The following is a 16,168-nucleotide window of genomic DNA, read 5'->3' on the forward strand; positions in this document are numbered from 1 at the left end:
GCGTTGAGAAGGGGCGTATCCGGCCACCGGATACGCCCCTTCTCCTGTCCCGCCGAGCGACGGAGGGACCACACGCCGGACCCGGAGCGGAACCGGGAGGAACGCGGTTCCGGCCTCCGTTCCGCAGCCACCCTCCTTCGTCGTCGGTCAGTGGGCCGTGCGGTCCGGGCGCCGTCCGCGCTGCCTCGGAGTGTCGGGCAGGTCAGCAGCGCGGACGGTGCGGGTGCGGGTCGTGGGCCGTTACGAGGGGGAGCCGACGACCCGGGCCGCCTCTTGCGAGGGAGCTCATTCAACCGAGCCCGGGACCTGCGCGGCAGAGCGCACAGGGGGAGGGTTCGGGCATTCCGTTCACACCCCGTGTGAATCGTGCTCCACTAGGCTCATCGCGACACCCACCTGGGGGGACGATGGAGCCCAATGTCCTGCTCGAAGCCCTGATCGAGGAGGCCAATGTGTCCCGTGCGGGCCTCGCAGGTCACGTCAACCGGGCGGGTCTGACCCGTGGGCTGAGCCTGCGGTACGAACACACGGCGGTCGCCCGCTGGCTCAAGGGCCAGCGCCCGCGGGGGCAGGTGCCCGACCTGATCTGCGAGGTGCTGGCCGGCCGGCTGGGGCGGCCCGTCGGGCTCGACGACGTCGGTATGGGTGCCTCCGCCGGGTCGGGGGCGGACGCAGGCAGTGAGGGCGCCTCCCTCTCCGGGTTCGTCGAGCGGGCCACCGCGCTGTGGCGCTCCGACGAACAGCGGCGCCCGCACCTGGCCACGGTGCCCGCCGTCACCGGCACCCCGGCGGTGATGCCGGTCTGGGAGTGGGAGAACCCCCCGGAGGACACCGACGTCTCGCGACCGGGACCGGGCCGGGTCAGCGCGGCCGACATAGCGATGCTCAAGTCGGCCCGCGACCACTACGAGCAGATGTACCGCAAGACGGGCGGCGTCGCGACCAGGTCCCGGATCGTCCGCTTCCTCAACGCGGAGGCCGCGCCACTGCTGCGCGGCGGCTACAGCGACGCCCTGGGCCGGGGCCTGCACCGGGCGACGGCGGGTCTGGTGGCGGTGGCGGGCATCTGCGCCTACGACTCCGACGCCCACGGACTCGCCCAGCGCTACTTCCACCAGGCGTTGCGGCTCGCCAAGTCCAGCGGCGACCGGGGTCTCGGCGGCTATGTGATCGCCCTGCTGGTCACCCAGTCGCTGTTCCTCGGCGACCACCGCCGCTCCATCGCCTTCGCCGAGGCCGCGCTGCGGGCCGCCGGCGGTCACATCACCCCCGCCCTCGCCGCCGATCTGCACGCCATGCAGGCCAAGGCGTACGCACAGCTCGGCGACGCGGCGAGCGCCCGGGCCTGCATCGGGCGGGCCGAGGCCCAGGCGGGCCGGATCCACACCGGCCGGGAGCCGGACGAGACGGGGTACGTGCAGCCGGGCCTGGTCGACGTCCAGGTGGCGGAGGCGCTGCTCGGCCTCGGGGACCTGCCCGCCGCCCGGGAGCACGCGGCCTCAGCCGTGCGCGCCCCGGCGCACGACCGGGGGCGCGTGCACCGTCTCGCGATGTTGAGTCATATCGAGCTGCTTCAGGGTGAGCCCGACCGTGCGGCCGGTACAGCTGCCGAAATGGCGCTGAGGGCCCGGGGAATGGAGTCCCAGCGGCTGCGCGACCGGCTGCGGCAGGTCCGGCGCGAGCTGGCCGCGAGCGGCTGCTCCGACGCGGTGGGGACCACCGACCTCATCGACGAGGCGCTCCGCGTGCCTCTGTGAGCTGTGCCGACGCCCCGTCGTGCGTTCCCCCTGGCAGCCGAGCCTGCTGGCATGTTGACCCCAACATGTCGAAAGGCGGCAGAACCGTGCAGTGGACGAACTTAAGCGAACAGAATGTGTATCAGAACCCGTGGTTCCGGGTGAATCTGGCAGACGTCCAGCTCCCCGACGGCAGCCATCTCGACCACTTCGTCATCCGGCTGCGGCCCGTCGCGGCCGCCACCGTCGTCAACGAGGCGAACGAGGTGCTGCTGCTCTGGCGGCACCGGTTCATCACCGACAGCTGGGGGTGGGAACTGGCCGCGGGCGTCGTCGAGGACGGCGAGGACATCGCGGTGGCGGCCGCCCGTGAGATGGAGGAGGAGACCGGCTGGCGCCCCGGCGAGCTGCGCCCGCTGCTCACCGTGGAACCGTCGAACGGCCTCACCGACGCCCGCCACCACCTCTACTGGTCCGACGAGGCGCACTGGACCGGCCCTCCACAGGACGCCTTCGAGTCCTCGCGCCGCGAGTGGATACCGCTCAAGGTGGTCCCGGACATGATCGCCCGGGGCGAGGTGCCCGCCGCGAACATGGCGGCCGCCCTGCTGATGCTGCACCACCTGAGACTGGGCTGACCCGGCCGCGCAGGGGTCTCCCGTACGCGCGAGGAGCCGGCCCCGGGGTGACCGGGACCGGCTCCTGACAGCGGGACGAAAGGTGGCTCAGGCGTACGGGAAGGACCCCGAGCCGGGCCGTGCGGCCGAGGCGGCCCGCGAGAGGACGACGCCCGTCTCCTGTGTGGGCGTCCCGCCGCCTTGCGGTGCACCGCATCCGATGCCTCGCGCTGATCCACAGGGAACCGCGGGGCACGAGCCGACACCACGTTCCTGAGCCCGGTGCTCTGTTCGGCGCAGTCCTCGTCCGTGCCGCCGTGGTGCACGCCGCGCTTCTCCTGGATGTCCGGTCACGTGGAAAGTGCCAGAGGTCGACGTTCACCAAAGGGTGAGGCTGGGCGGGAGCTGCCGTCGGGCAACAGGCGTCTATGTTCTCCCAGCCGACCGTGAGCCACCACCTCAAGAAGCTTCGCGAGGCGGGTCTGCTCGCCTCGGAGCGCCGTGGAACATGGGTGTACTACAAGGTGGTCCCCAGTGAGCTCGCCCCTCTCGCGGAGATGCTGTCCCTCACGAAACACCAGAACATTCCCCGGCCCGACTGCTGCCACTACGCGGGAGGGCGGCGCATCGGCCGACCTGGAATGGGCAGACCCGGCCGGTGAGGGTCAAGGGAGGCTGAGCAGTTCCACGATGGCCGTGGCGGCATCGCGTGCGGGACGGCCGACGCCGATGAGGGTCGCGGAGGCGGGGCCGGTCCAGTCGCCGTAGCCGAGAAGGTGCAGGCGCGGCTCATCGAGCGCCTGGGTGCCCGTGGTAGGGATGTGCCCGAGCGGCCCCCGCAGACCGAGCGGCGCGAGGTGGGAAAGCGCGGGGCGGAAGCCGGTGCACCAGATGATCGTGTCGGCCTCGGCGTGGGTGCCGTCGGCCCACTCGACGCCGGTGGCGGTGAGTCGGCGGAACATCGGCTGCGCCTTGAGGAGTCCGGCGTCGCGCGCCTCGCGTACGGGCGGCACGACGACGATGTCGCCGAGCGAGGCGACGCCTCCCGTGTCGGTGAGGCCTTCGTCGAGGGCGCGGCGGCGGGCGGTGGCGTGATCGAAGAGGGCGCGGCCGTCGACCGCGTCGGCCAGGAACCGGGCCGGCCGCTGGGTGACCCAGGTGAGGTCGGTGGCGTGGACGAGGTCGGCGGCGATCTGTGCTGCGGAGTTGCCGCCGCCGAGGACCACGACCTTCTGTCCGGCGAGATCGGCCGGGCGGCGGTACCCGACGGTGTGCAGTTGGGCGCCCCCGAATTCGGTACGCCCGGGAACCGCGGGGAGGAAAGGGCGCCACCAGGTTCCGGTGGCGCTGATGACCGCACGCGCGCGCCAGATCCCGGTGTCGGTCCCGACGCGTAGGCGGTCGCCGTCGCGGTGGACGGTTTCCACCCGGACGGGGCGGACTACCGGGAGGTCGTAGCGGTGCTCGTAGTCGGTCAGGTAGTCGACCACGTGCCGTGCGTCCGGGTACGTCTCTCCCGGCTGCCCCGGCATGACGCGGCCGGGAAGGGAGGAGTACGGGGCGGGGGAGAACAGGTGGAGTGAGTCCCACATGTGCTGCCAGGCACCGCCGGGGGAGGCCTGGGCGTCCAGGACGACGAAGTCCAGCCCGCGGCGGCGCAGATGGTAGCCGGCGGCGAGCCCGGCCTGGCCACCGCCGATGACGACCACGTCGACGTGTTGGGTCACCACGGCCTGACCCCCTTCCTCGGGCGGCTGCCCCGCGGTACGTGCCGGGGCAGCCGAACCTTGCCGCACGACCGGCTACTTGACCTGTGCGGCGGTGAACTTCTTGCGCCAGGCAAGTGATACGTACACCAGGGCCACCAGCACCGGAACCTCGATCAGCGGACCGACGACACCCGACAGGGCCTGGCCGGAGGTGACGCCGAAGGTGGCGATGGCGACCGCGATGGCGAGCTCGAAGTTGTTGCCGGCGGCGGTGAAGGCGAGAGTCGCCGTGCGGTCGTAGTTCAGGCCGATGGCCTTGCCGAGGAGGAACGTGCCGAACCACATCACCGCGAAATACACGAGGAGCGGGAGCGCGATGCGGACGACGTCCAGCGGCTGCGAGGTGATGGTCTTCCCCTGGAGGGCGAAGAGGATCACGATCGTGAAGAGCAGGCCGTAGAGGGCCCAGGGGCCGATCTTCGGCAGGAACTTCTGCTCGTAGGACTCGCGGCCCATCTTCTTCTCGCCGATGCGGCGGGTCAGGAAGCCGGCGACCAGAGGAACCCCGAGGAAGATGACGACGTTCAGCGCGATCTTCCACATGGAGATGTCGAGCTGCTCTCCGTCGCCGAGGCCGAGCCACCCGGGCAGCAGGTCGAGGTAGAACCAGCCCAGGACGCCGAAGGCGATGACCTGGAAGACGGAGTTCAGTGCGACGAGGACGGCTGCGGCTTCGCGGTCGCCGCAGGCGAGGTCGTTCCAGATGATGACCATGGCGATGCAGCGGGCGAGGCCCACGATGATCAGGCCGGTGCGGTACTCGGGCAGGTCCGGCAGGAAGATCCACGCCAGCGCGAACATGAGCGCCGGGCCGAGGACCCAGTTGACGACCAGCGAGGAGGCCATCAGCTTGCGGTCGCCGGTGACGGCGTCGAGCTTGTCGTAGCGGACCTTGGCCAGGACCGGGTACATCATGATCAGCAGGCCCACGGCGATGGGCAGGGAGATGCCGCCGATCTCGACCTTGGCGAGCGCGTCGTTCAGCCCGGGGATCAGCCTGCCCAGGCCCAGCCCGAGGCCTATCGCCAGGAGGATCCAGGCGGCGAGGAAACGGTCGAGTGTCGACAGCTTCGCGACCACAGAGGAATCCTGGGTGGTCGCGGGCGCTTGGGTGGGGGTCACGGACAGGCCCTCTTGTTCTCGGCAGCGGTACGGGCGGACTCGGCCAGATCGGTGAACTGACCGGCGAGCCGGGCGATGACGTCCGGACGGAGCTTGTAGTAGGTGAAGCGGCCGCAGGGCTCGGTCTCCACCACTCCGGCCTCGCGCAGCACTCTCAGGTGGTTGGAGAGATTGGTCTGCCGTGCGCCGGTCTCCTCGACGAGGTGGGTGGTGCAGAGGGTCTCGCGGGCGAGCAGGGTCACGATCTGCAGGCGCAACGGATCACCCAGCACCCGGATCAGTTCAGTGTCGACTGACGTCATCATGGGCTGATACTCTCACATCAGTGGTCGCTGATACCATCGGGTGCTGAAGTCATTCATGCCTGATTTCGCCGTGAGACAAGTGAGACTGCCGTGTCCGAGAAGCCCTCCGTCCTGTTCGTCTGCGTCCACAACGCCGGCCGCTCCCAGATGGCCGCCGCATGGTTGTCGCACCTGGCCGGGGACCGCGTCGAGGTCCGCTCCGCCGGTTCCGCCCCTGCCGACCAGGTCAACCCCGCTGCCGTCGAGGCCATGCGCGAGGTCGGCATCGACATAACCGCTGAGACCCCCAAGATCCTCACCATCGACGCGGTCAGGGCGTCCGACGTCTGCATCACCATGGGATGCGGCGACACCTGCCCCGTCTTCCCCGGTAAGCGCTACCTCGACTGGACGCTGGAGGATCCGGCGGGCCAGGGCGTCGAGGCGGTCCGCCCGATCCGTGACGAGATCAAGAAGCTCGTCGAGAAGCTGATCGAGGAGATCGCTCCCGCGAACCCGGAGCAGACCACATGAGCGGGATCCGCGAGGTCGTCATCATCGGATCCGGCCCCGCCGGATACACCGCCGCCCGCGCCCAGCTGAAGCCCCTGTTGTTCGGCAGCTCGATCTTCGTGGGCGGCTCGCTGACCACGGCGACCGAAAAGGCGGCTCAGAGAATCCCCAAGTCTCGAACAGGGGGCCGCACACGGTCCTGACCATGAGTAATGTGCCCCCGCGGGCCCGACGGCGTGAGCGCCGGGCCCGCCGGTGGACCGGTCAGTAGGCGTAGAAGCCCGAGCCGGTCTTGCGGCCGAGGCGGCCCGCGTCGACCATCCGCTGGAGCAGCGGGGGAGCGGCGTACAGCGGCTCCTTGTATTCGGCGTACATCGAGTCCGCGACCGAGGCGACGGTGTCCAGGCCGATCAGATCGGCCAGCTTGAGCGGGCCCATCGGGTGGGCGCAGCCCATCTCCATGCCGTTGTCGATGTCCTCGCGGCTGGCGATGCCCGACTCGAACATCCGGATCGCGGAGAGCAGGTACGGGATCAGCAGCGCGTTCACGACGAACCCGGACCGGTCCTGGGCGCGGATCGGGTGCTTGCCGAGCACGTCCTGCACGACGGCCTCGGCGCGCGCGATCGTCTCGTCCGAGGTGGTCAGCGCCGGGATCAGCTCGACGAGCTTCTGCACCGGTGCTGGGTTGAAGAAGTGGATGCCGATGACCCGGTCCGGGCGCGAGGTGGCGACAGCCAGCTTCACCAGCGGGATCGAGGAGGTGTTGGAGGCCAGAATCGCGTCCTGCCGGGTCACCACCTGGTCGAGCACCTGGAAGATCTCGGTCTTGACCTGCTCGTTCTCCACGACGGCCTCGATGACGAGATCGCGGTCGGCGAACTCCCCGAGGTCGGTCGTGAAGCTCAGACGGCCGAGGGTCTCGTCCCGCTCCTCCGCGCTGATCTTGCCGCGTTCGGCGGCCTTCGAGAGGGAGTTGTGCAGTCGGGTGCGGCCGATCTCCAGCGCTTCGCCGGTGGTCTCGGCGACCTTCACTTCGAGACCGCTGCGCGCGCACACCTCCGCGATACCTGCGCCCATCTGGCCACAGCCCACCACTCCGACGCGTGCAATGTCGGCCATAGAGTCCGTCACCTCGTGCCTTTCGCTGTTCTCCGTATCGCAGGGTCCCGTGTGATTCCGGTGCCCGCCTCGACCCCACGACGTTACTCCGGATGCCGACGCGGACCTTCCGCGGGTCACAGCGGCCACGGATGGGCATGATGCGGTTACGTAGAGCTATCGGAGCCGGATGCGGGATGTGGCGGAGAGAGGTGGGCCAGGATGCGGCGAACGGGAGTGGCGAGAAGAGCGTTCGTGCTGGGCGCGGCCGGACTGGTGGCGGCGATGACGTCGGCCGGTGACGCGGTCGCCTCCCCGGCGGGGAGGCGAAGAGGAGGCGGGCGGCCCGGGGCGGTGCCCGGTCAGGTGCGGGGCATGTGGATCGCCACGGTCGCCAACATCGACTGGCCGTCCGAGCCGGGCCTCACTGCGGCGCGGCAGAAGGCCGAGCTGTCCGCGTATCTGGACCGGGCGGTCGAGCTGCGGCTCAACGCGGTGGTGTTCCAGGTCCGGCCGACCGCCGATGCCCTGTGGCCCTCGCCGCACGAGCCATGGGCCGCCTGCCTGACCGGGACGCAGGGAAAGGACCCGGGCTGGGACCCGCTCGGCACGGCGGTGCGCGCGGCACACGACCGGGGTCTGGAGCTGCACGCCTGGTTCAACCCCTACCGGGTGGCGAACCACACCGACCCCACCCGTCTCATCGCCTCCCACCCGGCCCGGCAGCATCCGGGATGGGTCGTCCCGTACGGCGGGAAGCTCTACTACAACCCCGGGCTGCCGGAGGTCCGGCGCTTCGTCCAGGACGCGATGCTGGACGCCGTGCGGCGCTACGACGTCGACGCGGTGCACTGGGACGACTACTTCTACCCGTATCCGGTGGCCGGTCAGGCCTTCGACGACGACGCGGAGTTCGAGCGGTACGGCGGCGGGTTCGCCGACCGGGCGGCCTGGCGGCGCGACAACATCGACCGGCTCGTGCGCGAGACGGGGGAGCGGATCCGGCAGATCAAGCCCCACGTCCGCTTCGGCGTCAGCCCCTTCGCGGTCTGGCGCAACGCGGCGACCGACCCACTGGGCTCGGACACCCGGGCGGGCGTGCAGACGTACGACGACCTGTACGCCGACACCCGTAAGTGGGTCAAGGAAGGATGGATCGACTACATCTGCCCGCAGATCTACTGGTACGTCGGCCAGGCCGCCGCCGACTACGCGAAGGTCCTCGCCTGGTGGAGCCGGACCGTCCGGGGCACGGGCGTCGACCTGTACGTGGGCGAGGCGCTGTACAAGGCGGGCGACCCGGCCCAGGCGGATCCCTGGCAGGACCCGGCGGAACTCTCCCGCCACCTCACTCTCGCCCGGGACCATGCGGAGGTGGGCGGCCATGTCTTCTTCTCCGGGAAGAGCGTGATGGCGGACCGGATCGGCGCGATGCGACGCGTGGTGGCCGACCACTACACGGACCGGGTCCGGCTCCATCCGGACCGGGGCCACACCTATCCACACCTCGGTCGCCCTTCGGTGGGGTGACCCGGGTCCTGGGTCCTGGGTCCCGGGGTCCGGCTCCCGGCGGGGCGGCAGGGGGCGGCGTCGGCCGAGGGGCGCGCGACAGTCGGGGCCCTGGTGTGCGAGCCCCGCCCCGTGCTCCTATCGCCGCTGCCCGTCCTCCTGCGCCTCCATGTGCTGGACGACGCTGTCGGGGCCGGGTGACATCAGGTGTTCACGGCCGTCGTCGAAGCGGAGCCGGTACGGGGGAGCGCCCCCGTCGCCGAGCACTTCGATGATCTCTGCGACCCGGTCGTGCTGTCCCACGGTCCTGCCGTGCATCAGCAGCCGGTCGCCCGTGTGTGCCTCCATCGGGAGCGACCTCCTCACAGGGGGAGACGGTGTCCGTGTCGACAAGTCTATGACCGTATGCGCCGGGAGGCCCCCGCTGCGCCGCGGCCGGCCCGCTGGGTGGCGGCGATGCAGACGAGCACGGCCACCGCCGCGACCGGAGCCGCGGCGGACATCTCCTCGCCGAGCAGGAGAACGGACCACACGAGCGTCAGCAGCGGCTGGGCGAGCTGGAGCTGACTGGCGCGGGCGACGCCGATCGCCGCCATGCCCCGGTACCAGACGTACAGCCCGAGGAAGGTGGATCCTGCGGCGACCCAGACCAGGCCGAGGATGCCGTGGGCGTTCAGGTGCACGGGTTCGAGGGGCAGGGCCACCAGGCTGCCCGCCACCGCGAGCGGCAGGCACAGGACCAGGGCCCAGCCGATCACCTGCCACCCCGGCATCACCCGGGCCAGCCTGCCTCCCTCGGTGTACCCGGCCGCGCACACGAGCAGCGCGCCGAACAGATACAGATCGCCGGAGGTGAGGGCCCCGCCGCTCTGCCGCACAGTGAAGGCGATCACCACGGCGGCCCCGGCGAGCGCCGCGATCCAGAATGTCCGCGAGGGCCGCTCGCCGGTACGCAGGGCCCCCAGCACCGCCGTGGTCAGCGGCAGCAGGCCCACGACCACGGCCGCGTGCGAGGTGGTGGACGTCTGCAGGGCCAGCGTCGTCAGGAGCGGGAAGCCCACCACCACCCCGCCCCCGACGACCGCGAGCCCGGCCCGGTGCCGGCGTTCGGGCAGCGGGACGCGCGCGGCCAGCAGCACGCTGCCCGCGATCAGGGCGGCGAGCACGCTGCGCAGAGCGACCAGGGACCAGGGGCCGAAACTCTCCAGGCCCCAGGCCGTGGCCGGAAAGGTGAGCGAGAACGCCACCACGCCGAGCCCGGCGAGCACGGTGCCGCTCCGGCCGGTGGCGGGACCCGGCGCGGGCCTGCTTCCCGGCCCGTTCGCAGCCGCAGCCGCAGCCGCAGCCGGAGTCGGTGCCTCGGCCGCACCCTCAGCCACCGTCGACGTCGACGTGATCGCAGGGGCCTGCGAGGTGCCGACCGGCTGGGTAACCGCTATCGATGAAGGCGGGGTAGCGCTATTCTCTGCTCTCATGCAAGAGCGTAGCAGCGTCGCCGAACTGGTCACTTCCCTGCGGGTCGATCTCAACCGCTACTCGCCGGGTGGAAAGCTGCCGTCCAGTCGTGCACTCGTCGAACGGTTCCGGGTCAGCCCCGTCACCGTCTCCCGCGCCATCGCCCAGCTCGCCGCCGAGGGTCTCGTCGTCACCCGCCCCGGCTCCGGCGCCTTCCGGGCGCACCCCCGCGCCGCACTGCCCGCGCCGGGTGTCACGTCCTGGCAGGAGGTGTCATTGAGCGGCGACGGTGGGCCCGAGGTGGTGCCGCGTACCGTGGACGCCTCCGGGGTGCTGGTCACCCTCGCCGCACCACCGCCCGGCGTCATCGAGTTCAACGGCGGCTACCTCCACGCCTCCCTCCAGCCCGAGCGGGCGCTCTCCGCGGCCCTGGCCCGCGCGGGCCGCAGGCCGGGCGCCTGGGGCCGCCCCCCGACGGACGGACTGCCCGAACTGCGGTCCTGGTTCGCCCGCGAGATCGGTCCCGCCGTCTCCGGCACCGACGTCCTGATCACCGCGGGCGGCCAGAGCGCGCTGGCCACCGCGCTGCGCGCGCTCGCCCCGCCCGGCGCCCCGGTCCTCGTGGAGTCGCCCACCTACCCCGGGATGCTCGCCGCCGCCCGCGCCACCGGGCTGCGCCCCGTCCCCGTGCCGATGGACGCCGACGGGGTGCGCCCCGAGCTGCTCGCCGACGCGTTCCGGGCCACCGGCGCCCGGGTCTTCGTCACCCAGCCGCTCTTCCAGAACCCCACCGGTGCCACCCTCGCACCCGCCCGTCGCCCCGAGATCCTGGGCATCGCCCGCGCGGCGGGGGCATTCGTGGTCGAGGACGACTTCGCCCGGCGGCTCGTCCACGACGACGCCGGACCGCTTCCGGCGCCGCTGGCCGCCGACGATCCCGACGGTGTCGTCGTGCACGTCTGCTCGCTGACCAAAGTCACCTCGCCCAGCATGCGGGTCGGCGCCCTGGCCGCCCGCGGGCCGGTGCTGGAGCGCCTGCGGGCCATCCAGGTCGTCGACAGCTTCTTCGTACCCCGGCCTCTTCAGGAAGCCGCGCTGGAACTCGTCGGCTCCCCGTCGTGGGGCCGCCACCTCGCCGCCGTCGCGACCGAGCTGAGGCACCGCCGTACGGCCATGGCGGGCGCCCTCGGCGGCGAGCTGCCGGAACTCACGCTGCCGCATCTCCCGGCGGGCGGCGGCAGCCTCTGGCTCCGCCTGCCGGGCAGCGGCGCGGGTACGGCCACCGATGAGCCGGCCGTCGTCTCGGCCGCCCTGCGCGCCTCCGTCGCCATCGCCCCCGGACGCCCCTACTTCTGCGCCGAACCCCCGGCCGGCCACGTCCGCCTGAGCTTCGCCGCGGTCTCCGGAGCGGCCGAGATCGCGGAGGGCGTCCGCCGCCTCCGTACCGCCTTCGACGGGCTTCAGGGCCGATAGGCTCCCGACCCCGACCCGCGTGCGGTGGGCCGCGGCGGTGCGGGCGGCTTCTGGGGCCCGGGCCGACACGGATGCCGGAATCGCCCTCGGGTACGTCAGGAACCGGATGGGCTCCCGGCTCGCCGACGACCTGCGCGGGTCGGCCCTGGTGAACGCCGTCCGAGCGGCCCACGGGGAGACCGCCGGGAGGTGAGCGGAACAGGGCGCCCGACGTGTCGACCCAACCCGGGTTTCACCTGTGGTTGCCAGGAATGTGAGGATGTCACCATGACAACCAAGGTCTACTTCGACATCACCATCGACGACGCGCCCGCAGGGCGGATCACGTTCAACCTGTTCGACGACGTCGTCCCCAAGACGGCGGAGAACTTCCGCGCGCTCGCCACCGGCGAGAAGGGCTTCGGCTACGCCGGCTCGTCCTTCCACCGCGTCATCACCGACTTCATGCTCCAGGGCGGCGACTTCACCCGCGGTGACGGCACCGGCGGCAAGAGCATCTACGGCGAGAAGTTCGCCGACGAGAACTTCAAGCTCAAGCACGACCGTGTGGGCCTGCTCTCGATGGCCAACGCCGGACCGAACACCAACGGTTCGCAGTTCTTCGTCACCACGGTGCTCACCCCGTGGCTGGACGGCAAGCACGTCGTCTTCGGTGAGGTCGCCGACGACGACAGCATGGCCCTGGTCCGCAAGATCGAGGCGCTCGGCTCCCCCAGCGGCAAGACCCGCGCCAAGGTCACCATCGCCGAGTCCGGCGCTCTCTGACCGATCCGGTAACCGGACGGGCCCGTAGCGGGGCCGTTCTACCGACGTACGCGTCGGCGGAACGGACCGGCCGCGGGCCCGTGGCATGTCGTGTCCGTCCGGTTGCCCGGCGCGGACATCAGGGCGCGGGGTCCGGAGACGCGCGAGTACGGAGGCGCGCGTGCTCACGCGTCGAGGCGCGCGTGCTCACGCGTCGCGGTACCCGGGCGCGCCGCCGTTCTACTGCTGATCGCCGGACTGCGCGGCCCGCTCGGCGTTGCGCTCCTTGATCCGAGCGGTCTCCTTGCGCACCTCGGCCTGCGTGGCGCGCTCCTTCTGGAGCCACTCGGGCATCTCGTCCTTCAGCGCGTCGATCTGCTCGGTGGTGAGCGCCTCGGTGACCCCGCCGCGGGCGAGCCCCGCGATGGAGATGCCGAGCTTCGTGGCGACGACCGGGCGGGGGTGCGGGCCGGTGCGGCGCAGCTCCACCAGCCAGGCGGGCGGGTCGGTCTGGAGGGCGTTGAGCTCGGTGCGGGAGACGGCACCCTCCTGGAACTCGGCGGGGGTGGCCTGGAGGTACACACCCAGCTTCTTCGCCGCCGTGGCGGGCTTCATGGTCTGGGCGGTCTTGTGCGACGTCATGGGTCCAGGGTATCGACCATGGGACATACCTCCGACCACCTGCCGGTAGCCTGGTTCCGTGACAGGCTCGGACATCCCCTCATCCTTCAGGCTCGCGTACGTCCCCGGCGTGACGCCCACCAAGTGGGTGAGGGTCTGGCGCGAGCGGCTGCCCGGCACCTCCCTGGAACTCGTCCAGGCCACCGCCGCCGAGGCGCCCGAGCTGCTCGCGGGCGGCGGCGCCGACGCCGGTCTCGTACGGCTCCCGGTCGACCGGAGCGTCCTGAGCGCGATTCCCCTCTACACCGAGACGACCGTCGTCGTGATCCCCAAGGACCACGTCGCGACCGCCGCGGAGGAGGTGTCGCTAGCCGAGCTGTCCGACGAGATCGTGCTGCACCCGCTGGACGACCTCCTCGACTGGGAGACCCTGCCCGGCCGCCCCGCCGTCGAGCGCCCGGCGACCACGGCGGACGCGATCGAACTGGTGGCGGCGGGCGTGGGCGTCCTCCTCGTCCCGCAGTCCCTGGCCCGCCTCCACCACCGCAAGGACCTCACCTACCGTCCGGTCCCGGAAGCCCCCGGGTCACGCGTGGCCCTGTCCTGGCCCGAGGCGGAGATCACCCCCGACCTGGTGGAGGAGTTCATCGGGATCGTCCGGGGGCGCACCGTCAACAGCACCCGTGGCCGCGCGGCCACCCCGCCGCGCCCGACGTCGAAGGCGAAGGACAAGGCCAAGGACAAGGCCAAGGGCAAGCGGGCCGGTACGGGCGGCGGGTCGGGCGGCGGCCGGAACAAGCCCGCGGCCGGCAGGAAGCCCCCGTCGGGCGGCCGGGCCGGAGGCCAGGGCGGCAAGCGCGGAAAGCCGCGGGGCCGGTAGCGCAGCGGTCCGACGGCGCAACGCCACTCCACGCCGGTTGTCTCGTTGATGAGGCAACCGCCGTATGCAGGGGAGTGACCGTCCGATGCCGAACATCCGCAGAACCCGCAGAACCCAGCACCTCGGCCTCATCGGGATGCTGCTCATCGCCGTGGCCTTCGCCGGGCTCCAGCTGACGGCGGTCACCGGACGGGCCTCGCCCGACACGAAGAACTACCTCTCCTACGCCCTGAGTCTCAGCGGCGAGAGCCGTCAGGACGCGGGCCGCCTGGCCATCGGCTACTCCTGTGCCAGCGGGCAGCACGCACCGCTGAACACCATCCCCTGGACCAGCAGGAAGGCCTCGGGAGAGTCGGAGGAACAGTGCGTACGCCGGTTGAACGACTCGGTCGCGTACTGGTCCGGCCACGGCAACACGTCGGGGATGACCGCGCCGTTCGCCAACCAGCGCTTCATGGCCATCTTCGAGGCCAGGCCCGGCTATCCGCTGTTCCTGGTCCCCTTCGTGACCGCCTTCGGTCCTACCTGGGGTCTCTGGCTCGCCGGGCTCGTCGTGGCGCTGGCCGGAAGCGTCTGTGTCCTGCTCGCCCTCCGGGCCGCGGGGGCTTCCCGGCGCGCCGGTCTGGCCGGGCAGGCGCTGTACCTCGCCCTGCCCACCGGCACCGTCGCCATGAACCCCCTGAGCGACGGGCTCTCCCTGGCGCTCGGCACGGCGGTCGTCCTCGGCTGCGTCCTGCTGCTGCGGGACCGGCCCCGTACGGGCGCGGCGCTCGTCGCGGGCGGATTCGCCCTGATGTTCCTCGTCCGCTACTCGCAGGCCCTGCTGCTGGCGGCCGCTCTCGCGGGCGTCTTCCTGGCCTGGTCCGGGTGGCTCCGCCTGAAGCGGCGGAGGCCCGCGCCCGTACTCCGGGCGGCCGGACTGTGCGGTGTGCTGGCGGCGATCGTCTACGCCGGGGCGCATCTCCTGTCCTGGCCCATGGGCCAGGACAGCGCCCAGGACCTGCTGACCCACCACTACCAACGCCCCGATCTGCCCGACCCCTGGCCCGAGTTCTTCGTCCAGGAACGGGTCTTCTGGTCGGCCTGGCTCCGGCGCCAGGCCACCTACCCGGTCCTCCCCGTCCTGCTCGCGCTCTCGGCCTGGGCGCTGCTGAGACGGCGCTCCGTGGTGCTGCCCGTCGCCCTGGGGGCAGGGGCGGCAGGCCTCCTCAACCAGGCGGGCCACCCGAACCTCGACCAACTGCTCGGCTACCGCCTGATCGTGTTCGTCTGGCTGCTGCCCGCCCTGGCGATTCCGCTGCTCCTGGACCGGTCGGCCGTCCCCGCGTCCCCGCGAGTTCCGTCACCCCACGTCGCGCAGCCGAAGAACGTACGCAGCGGTCAGCGCGACGGCGCGGTCCGCGTCGTGGAGCAGATCCCCGAGAGCACGTGAGGCGGCCGTCCCCGGTACGCCTTCCAGGGCCTGGGTCAGCCGCCCGCGCGCCGACGCGTGGGCGGTGTCGTGGGCGAGGCGGTCGACGAGCACGGCCGTGATCCGGTCCGCCGCCGCGTCGTCGCAGGCCAGCACAGTCAGCGCGTCGGCCGCGGCGGTGTCGTTCCGTCCCGCCACGATCATGTCGACGAGCGTCGGGACCGCGTCGGCCTCCCCCAGTGTCCCGAGCGCCAGAGCGGCGTGGCCGCGGACCACGGCATCGGGGTGCGCGAGGGCGTCCCGCAGCAGCGCGGTGGCCTCACCGCCGGGCATACCGGCGAGGGACCGTACGGCACGTTCCCGCACCGCGGCCACCGGTGAGCCGAGCCCCTCCGCCAGCAGCGCCGGTCCGCCGCCGCCCGATCGCGCCAGCGCCCAGCGAAGGGCCCCGGCCACGTTCGGGTCGCTCTCGCCGAGTACCGCTTCGGCCAGGGCCTCCACCGGAATCTCGTCCGCCGAGGCGAGGGCCGCGCGCTGGCGTGCGTCGGCGCTCGGGGACCCCAGGGCCCGCAGGAGCGTGACGACCTGGAGGACGTCCTCCCAGCCGGCCGGATCCGTGGCGTGGACCCGATGCAGCCGTGTGAGTAACTCGGTCTCCGCCGCGATGCGTTCGCGCGTCCGACGGATGAGATCGTCGACGAGCGCCGAGGGTGTGAAGCCGGGATCGTCGAGCGCGCGCCTGATCTCCCGCAGCGACAGCCCCACCGCCCGCAGGCTCTCGACATGCATGATCCGCTGGATGTCCGCCCCGGAGTACTCCCGGTAGCCGGACCCGGTACGGCCCGAGGGCCGCACCAGACCGAGCGACTCGTAGTGCCGGAGCATGCGGGCGCTGACCCCGGACCGCCGGGCGACCTCACCGATCAACACGCT

16 protein-coding genes and 2 pseudogenes are annotated in these 16,168 nt (G+C 71.8%); 10 read left to right on the forward strand and 8 right to left on the reverse strand.

Annotation, left to right across the window (positions count from 1 at the left end; genetic code table 11):
* Nucleotides 1-407: 407 nt before the first annotated feature.
* The 3 genes and pseudogenes from CR470_RS11465 to CR470_RS40445 form a co-directional block, all read left to right on the forward strand.
* A complete protein-coding gene (locus CR470_RS11465) occupies nt 408-1,757 on the forward strand; it encodes a transcriptional regulator (protein ID WP_097867483.1) in 1,350 nt (449 codons plus the stop codon).
* An 86-nt stretch (nt 1,758-1,843) separates the two neighbouring features.
* Nucleotides 1,844-2,374 (forward strand): NUDIX hydrolase, encoded by a 531-nt coding sequence (locus CR470_RS11470; RefSeq protein WP_097867511.1) that lies wholly within the window; start codon nt 1,844-1,846, stop codon nt 2,372-2,374.
* Between the two features lie 413 nt (nt 2,375-2,787).
* Nucleotides 2,788-2,922: pseudogene (locus CR470_RS40445) on the forward strand (ArsR/SmtB family transcription factor); the annotation flags it as partial.
* A gap of 96 nt (nt 2,923-3,018) precedes the next feature.
* On the opposite strand, the gene CR470_RS11480 reads toward CR470_RS40445, so the two are convergent.
* The 3 genes from CR470_RS11480 to CR470_RS11490 form a co-directional block, all read right to left on the reverse strand.
* Nucleotides 3,019-4,080 (reverse strand): ArsO family NAD(P)H-dependent flavin-containing monooxygenase, encoded by a 1,062-nt coding sequence (locus CR470_RS11480; protein ID WP_097867512.1) that lies wholly within the window; start codon nt 4,078-4,080, stop codon nt 3,019-3,021.
* Nucleotides 4,081-4,155: 75 nt separating this feature from the next.
* Nucleotides 4,156-5,244: an ACR3 family arsenite efflux transporter gene (gene arsB / locus CR470_RS11485; protein WP_097867485.1), complete on the reverse strand. Its 1,089-nt coding sequence runs from the start codon at nt 5,242-5,244 to the stop codon at nt 4,156-4,158.
* Complete coding sequence (locus CR470_RS11490) at nt 5,241-5,549, reverse strand: ArsR/SmtB family transcription factor (protein ID WP_097867486.1); 309 nt, start codon at nt 5,547-5,549, stop codon at nt 5,241-5,243. The genes arsB and CR470_RS11490 overlap by 4 nt, the downstream gene beginning before the upstream one ends.
* 90 nt (nt 5,550-5,639) lie before the next feature.
* Between CR470_RS11490 and CR470_RS11495 the strand changes: the two genes are divergently transcribed.
* Complete coding sequence (locus CR470_RS11495) at nt 5,640-6,062, forward strand: arsenate reductase ArsC (protein ID WP_097867487.1); 423 nt, start codon at nt 5,640-5,642, stop codon at nt 6,060-6,062.
* Nucleotides 6,059-6,187, forward strand: a pseudogene (locus CR470_RS11500) (thioredoxin-disulfide reductase); the annotation flags it as partial. The gene CR470_RS11495 and the pseudogene CR470_RS11500, both read left to right, overlap by 4 nt.
* Before the next feature lie 118 nt (nt 6,188-6,305).
* Here CR470_RS11500 and CR470_RS11505 read toward each other — a convergent pair.
* Nucleotides 6,306-7,163 (reverse strand): 3-hydroxybutyryl-CoA dehydrogenase, encoded by an 858-nt coding sequence (locus CR470_RS11505; protein WP_069755867.1) that lies wholly within the window; start codon nt 7,161-7,163, stop codon nt 6,306-6,308.
* Nucleotides 7,164-7,364: 201 nt separating this feature from the next.
* On the opposite strand from CR470_RS11505, the gene CR470_RS11510 reads away from it, so the two are divergent.
* Nucleotides 7,365-8,672 (forward strand): glycoside hydrolase family 10 protein, encoded by a 1,308-nt coding sequence (locus CR470_RS11510; RefSeq protein WP_257138584.1) that lies wholly within the window; start codon nt 7,365-7,367, stop codon nt 8,670-8,672.
* 117 nt (nt 8,673-8,789) lie between these two features.
* On the opposite strand, the gene CR470_RS11515 is transcribed toward CR470_RS11510, so the two are convergent.
* Both CR470_RS11515 and CR470_RS11520 read right to left on the reverse strand, forming a co-directional pair.
* Nucleotides 8,790-8,999 (reverse strand): DUF1918 domain-containing protein, encoded by a 210-nt coding sequence (locus CR470_RS11515; RefSeq protein WP_097867490.1) that lies wholly within the window; start codon nt 8,997-8,999, stop codon nt 8,790-8,792.
* 47 nt (nt 9,000-9,046) lie between these two features.
* Complete coding sequence (locus tag CR470_RS11520; RefSeq protein ID WP_373561404.1) at nt 9,047-9,919, reverse strand: DMT family transporter; 873 nt, start codon at nt 9,917-9,919, stop codon at nt 9,047-9,049.
* A 205-nt stretch (nt 9,920-10,124) separates the two neighbouring features.
* Here CR470_RS11520 and CR470_RS11525 point away from each other — a divergent pair, with 205 nt between their 5' ends.
* Entirely contained in the window at nt 10,125-11,579 is a 1,455-nt protein-coding gene (locus CR470_RS11525) for an aminotransferase-like domain-containing protein (protein ID WP_097867492.1), read from the forward strand.
* A 267-nt stretch (nt 11,580-11,846) separates the two neighbouring features.
* Nucleotides 11,847-12,344, forward strand: coding sequence for a peptidylprolyl isomerase (locus CR470_RS11535; protein WP_097867493.1), 498 nt, complete (start codon nt 11,847-11,849; stop codon nt 12,342-12,344).
* A gap of 219 nt (nt 12,345-12,563) precedes the next feature.
* On the opposite strand, the gene CR470_RS11540 is transcribed toward CR470_RS11535, so the two are convergent.
* Nucleotides 12,564-12,965 carry a DUF5997 family protein gene (locus CR470_RS11540; protein WP_097867494.1) on the reverse strand — a complete coding sequence of 134 codons (402 nt, stop codon included), beginning with the start codon at nt 12,963-12,965 and terminating at the stop codon, nt 12,564-12,566.
* Nucleotides 12,966-13,023: 58 nt separating this feature from the next.
* On the opposite strand from CR470_RS11540, the gene CR470_RS11545 reads away from it, so the two are divergent.
* Both CR470_RS11545 and CR470_RS11550 read left to right on the forward strand, forming a co-directional pair.
* Nucleotides 13,024-13,824 (forward strand): LysR family substrate-binding domain-containing protein, encoded by an 801-nt coding sequence (locus CR470_RS11545; protein WP_097867495.1) that lies wholly within the window; start codon nt 13,024-13,026, stop codon nt 13,822-13,824.
* Between the two features lie 85 nt (nt 13,825-13,909).
* The gene (locus tag CR470_RS11550; RefSeq protein WP_097867496.1) at nt 13,910-15,256 is read left to right on the forward strand and encodes a glycosyltransferase family 39 protein; all 1,347 of its coding nucleotides are present in this window, start codon (nt 13,910-13,912) and stop codon (nt 15,254-15,256) included.
* On the opposite strand, the gene CR470_RS11555 is transcribed toward CR470_RS11550, so the two are convergent.
* A complete protein-coding gene (locus CR470_RS11555; protein ID WP_097867497.1) occupies nt 15,167-16,165 on the reverse strand; it encodes a MerR family transcriptional regulator in 999 nt (332 codons plus the stop codon). The genes CR470_RS11550 and CR470_RS11555 overlap by 90 nt on opposite strands.
* Nucleotides 16,166-16,168: the final 3 nt, after the last annotated feature.

The organism is Streptomyces sp. rh34 (genome assembly GCF_002551245.1).
GTDB lineage: Bacteria > Actinomycetota > Actinomycetes > Streptomycetales > Streptomycetaceae > Streptomyces.

Coding starts and splice junctions, on each gene's coding strand:
- CR470_RS11515 (WP_097867490.1), bottom strand. CDS start 8,999: ATGGAGGCACACACGGGCGACCGGCTGCTGATGCACGGCAGGACCGTG.
- CR470_RS11505 (WP_069755867.1), bottom strand. CDS start 7,163: ATGGCCGACATTGCACGCGTCGGAGTGGTGGGCTGTGGCCAGATGGGC.
- CR470_RS11550 (WP_097867496.1), top strand. CDS start 13,910: ATGCCGAACATCCGCAGAACCCGCAGAACCCAGCACCTCGGCCTCATC.
- CR470_RS11535 (WP_097867493.1), top strand. CDS start 11,847: ATGACAACCAAGGTCTACTTCGACATCACCATCGACGACGCGCCCGCA.
- CR470_RS11490 (WP_097867486.1), bottom strand. CDS start 5,549: ATGATGACGTCAGTCGACACTGAACTGATCCGGGTGCTGGGTGATCCG.
- CR470_RS11540 (WP_097867494.1), bottom strand. CDS start 12,965: ATGACGTCGCACAAGACCGCCCAGACCATGAAGCCCGCCACGGCGGCG.
- CR470_RS11465 (WP_097867483.1), top strand. CDS start 408: ATGGAGCCCAATGTCCTGCTCGAAGCCCTGATCGAGGAGGCCAATGTG.
- CR470_RS11510 (WP_257138584.1), top strand. CDS start 7,365: ATGCGGCGAACGGGAGTGGCGAGAAGAGCGTTCGTGCTGGGCGCGGCC.
- CR470_RS11525 (WP_097867492.1), top strand. CDS start 10,125: ATGCAAGAGCGTAGCAGCGTCGCCGAACTGGTCACTTCCCTGCGGGTC.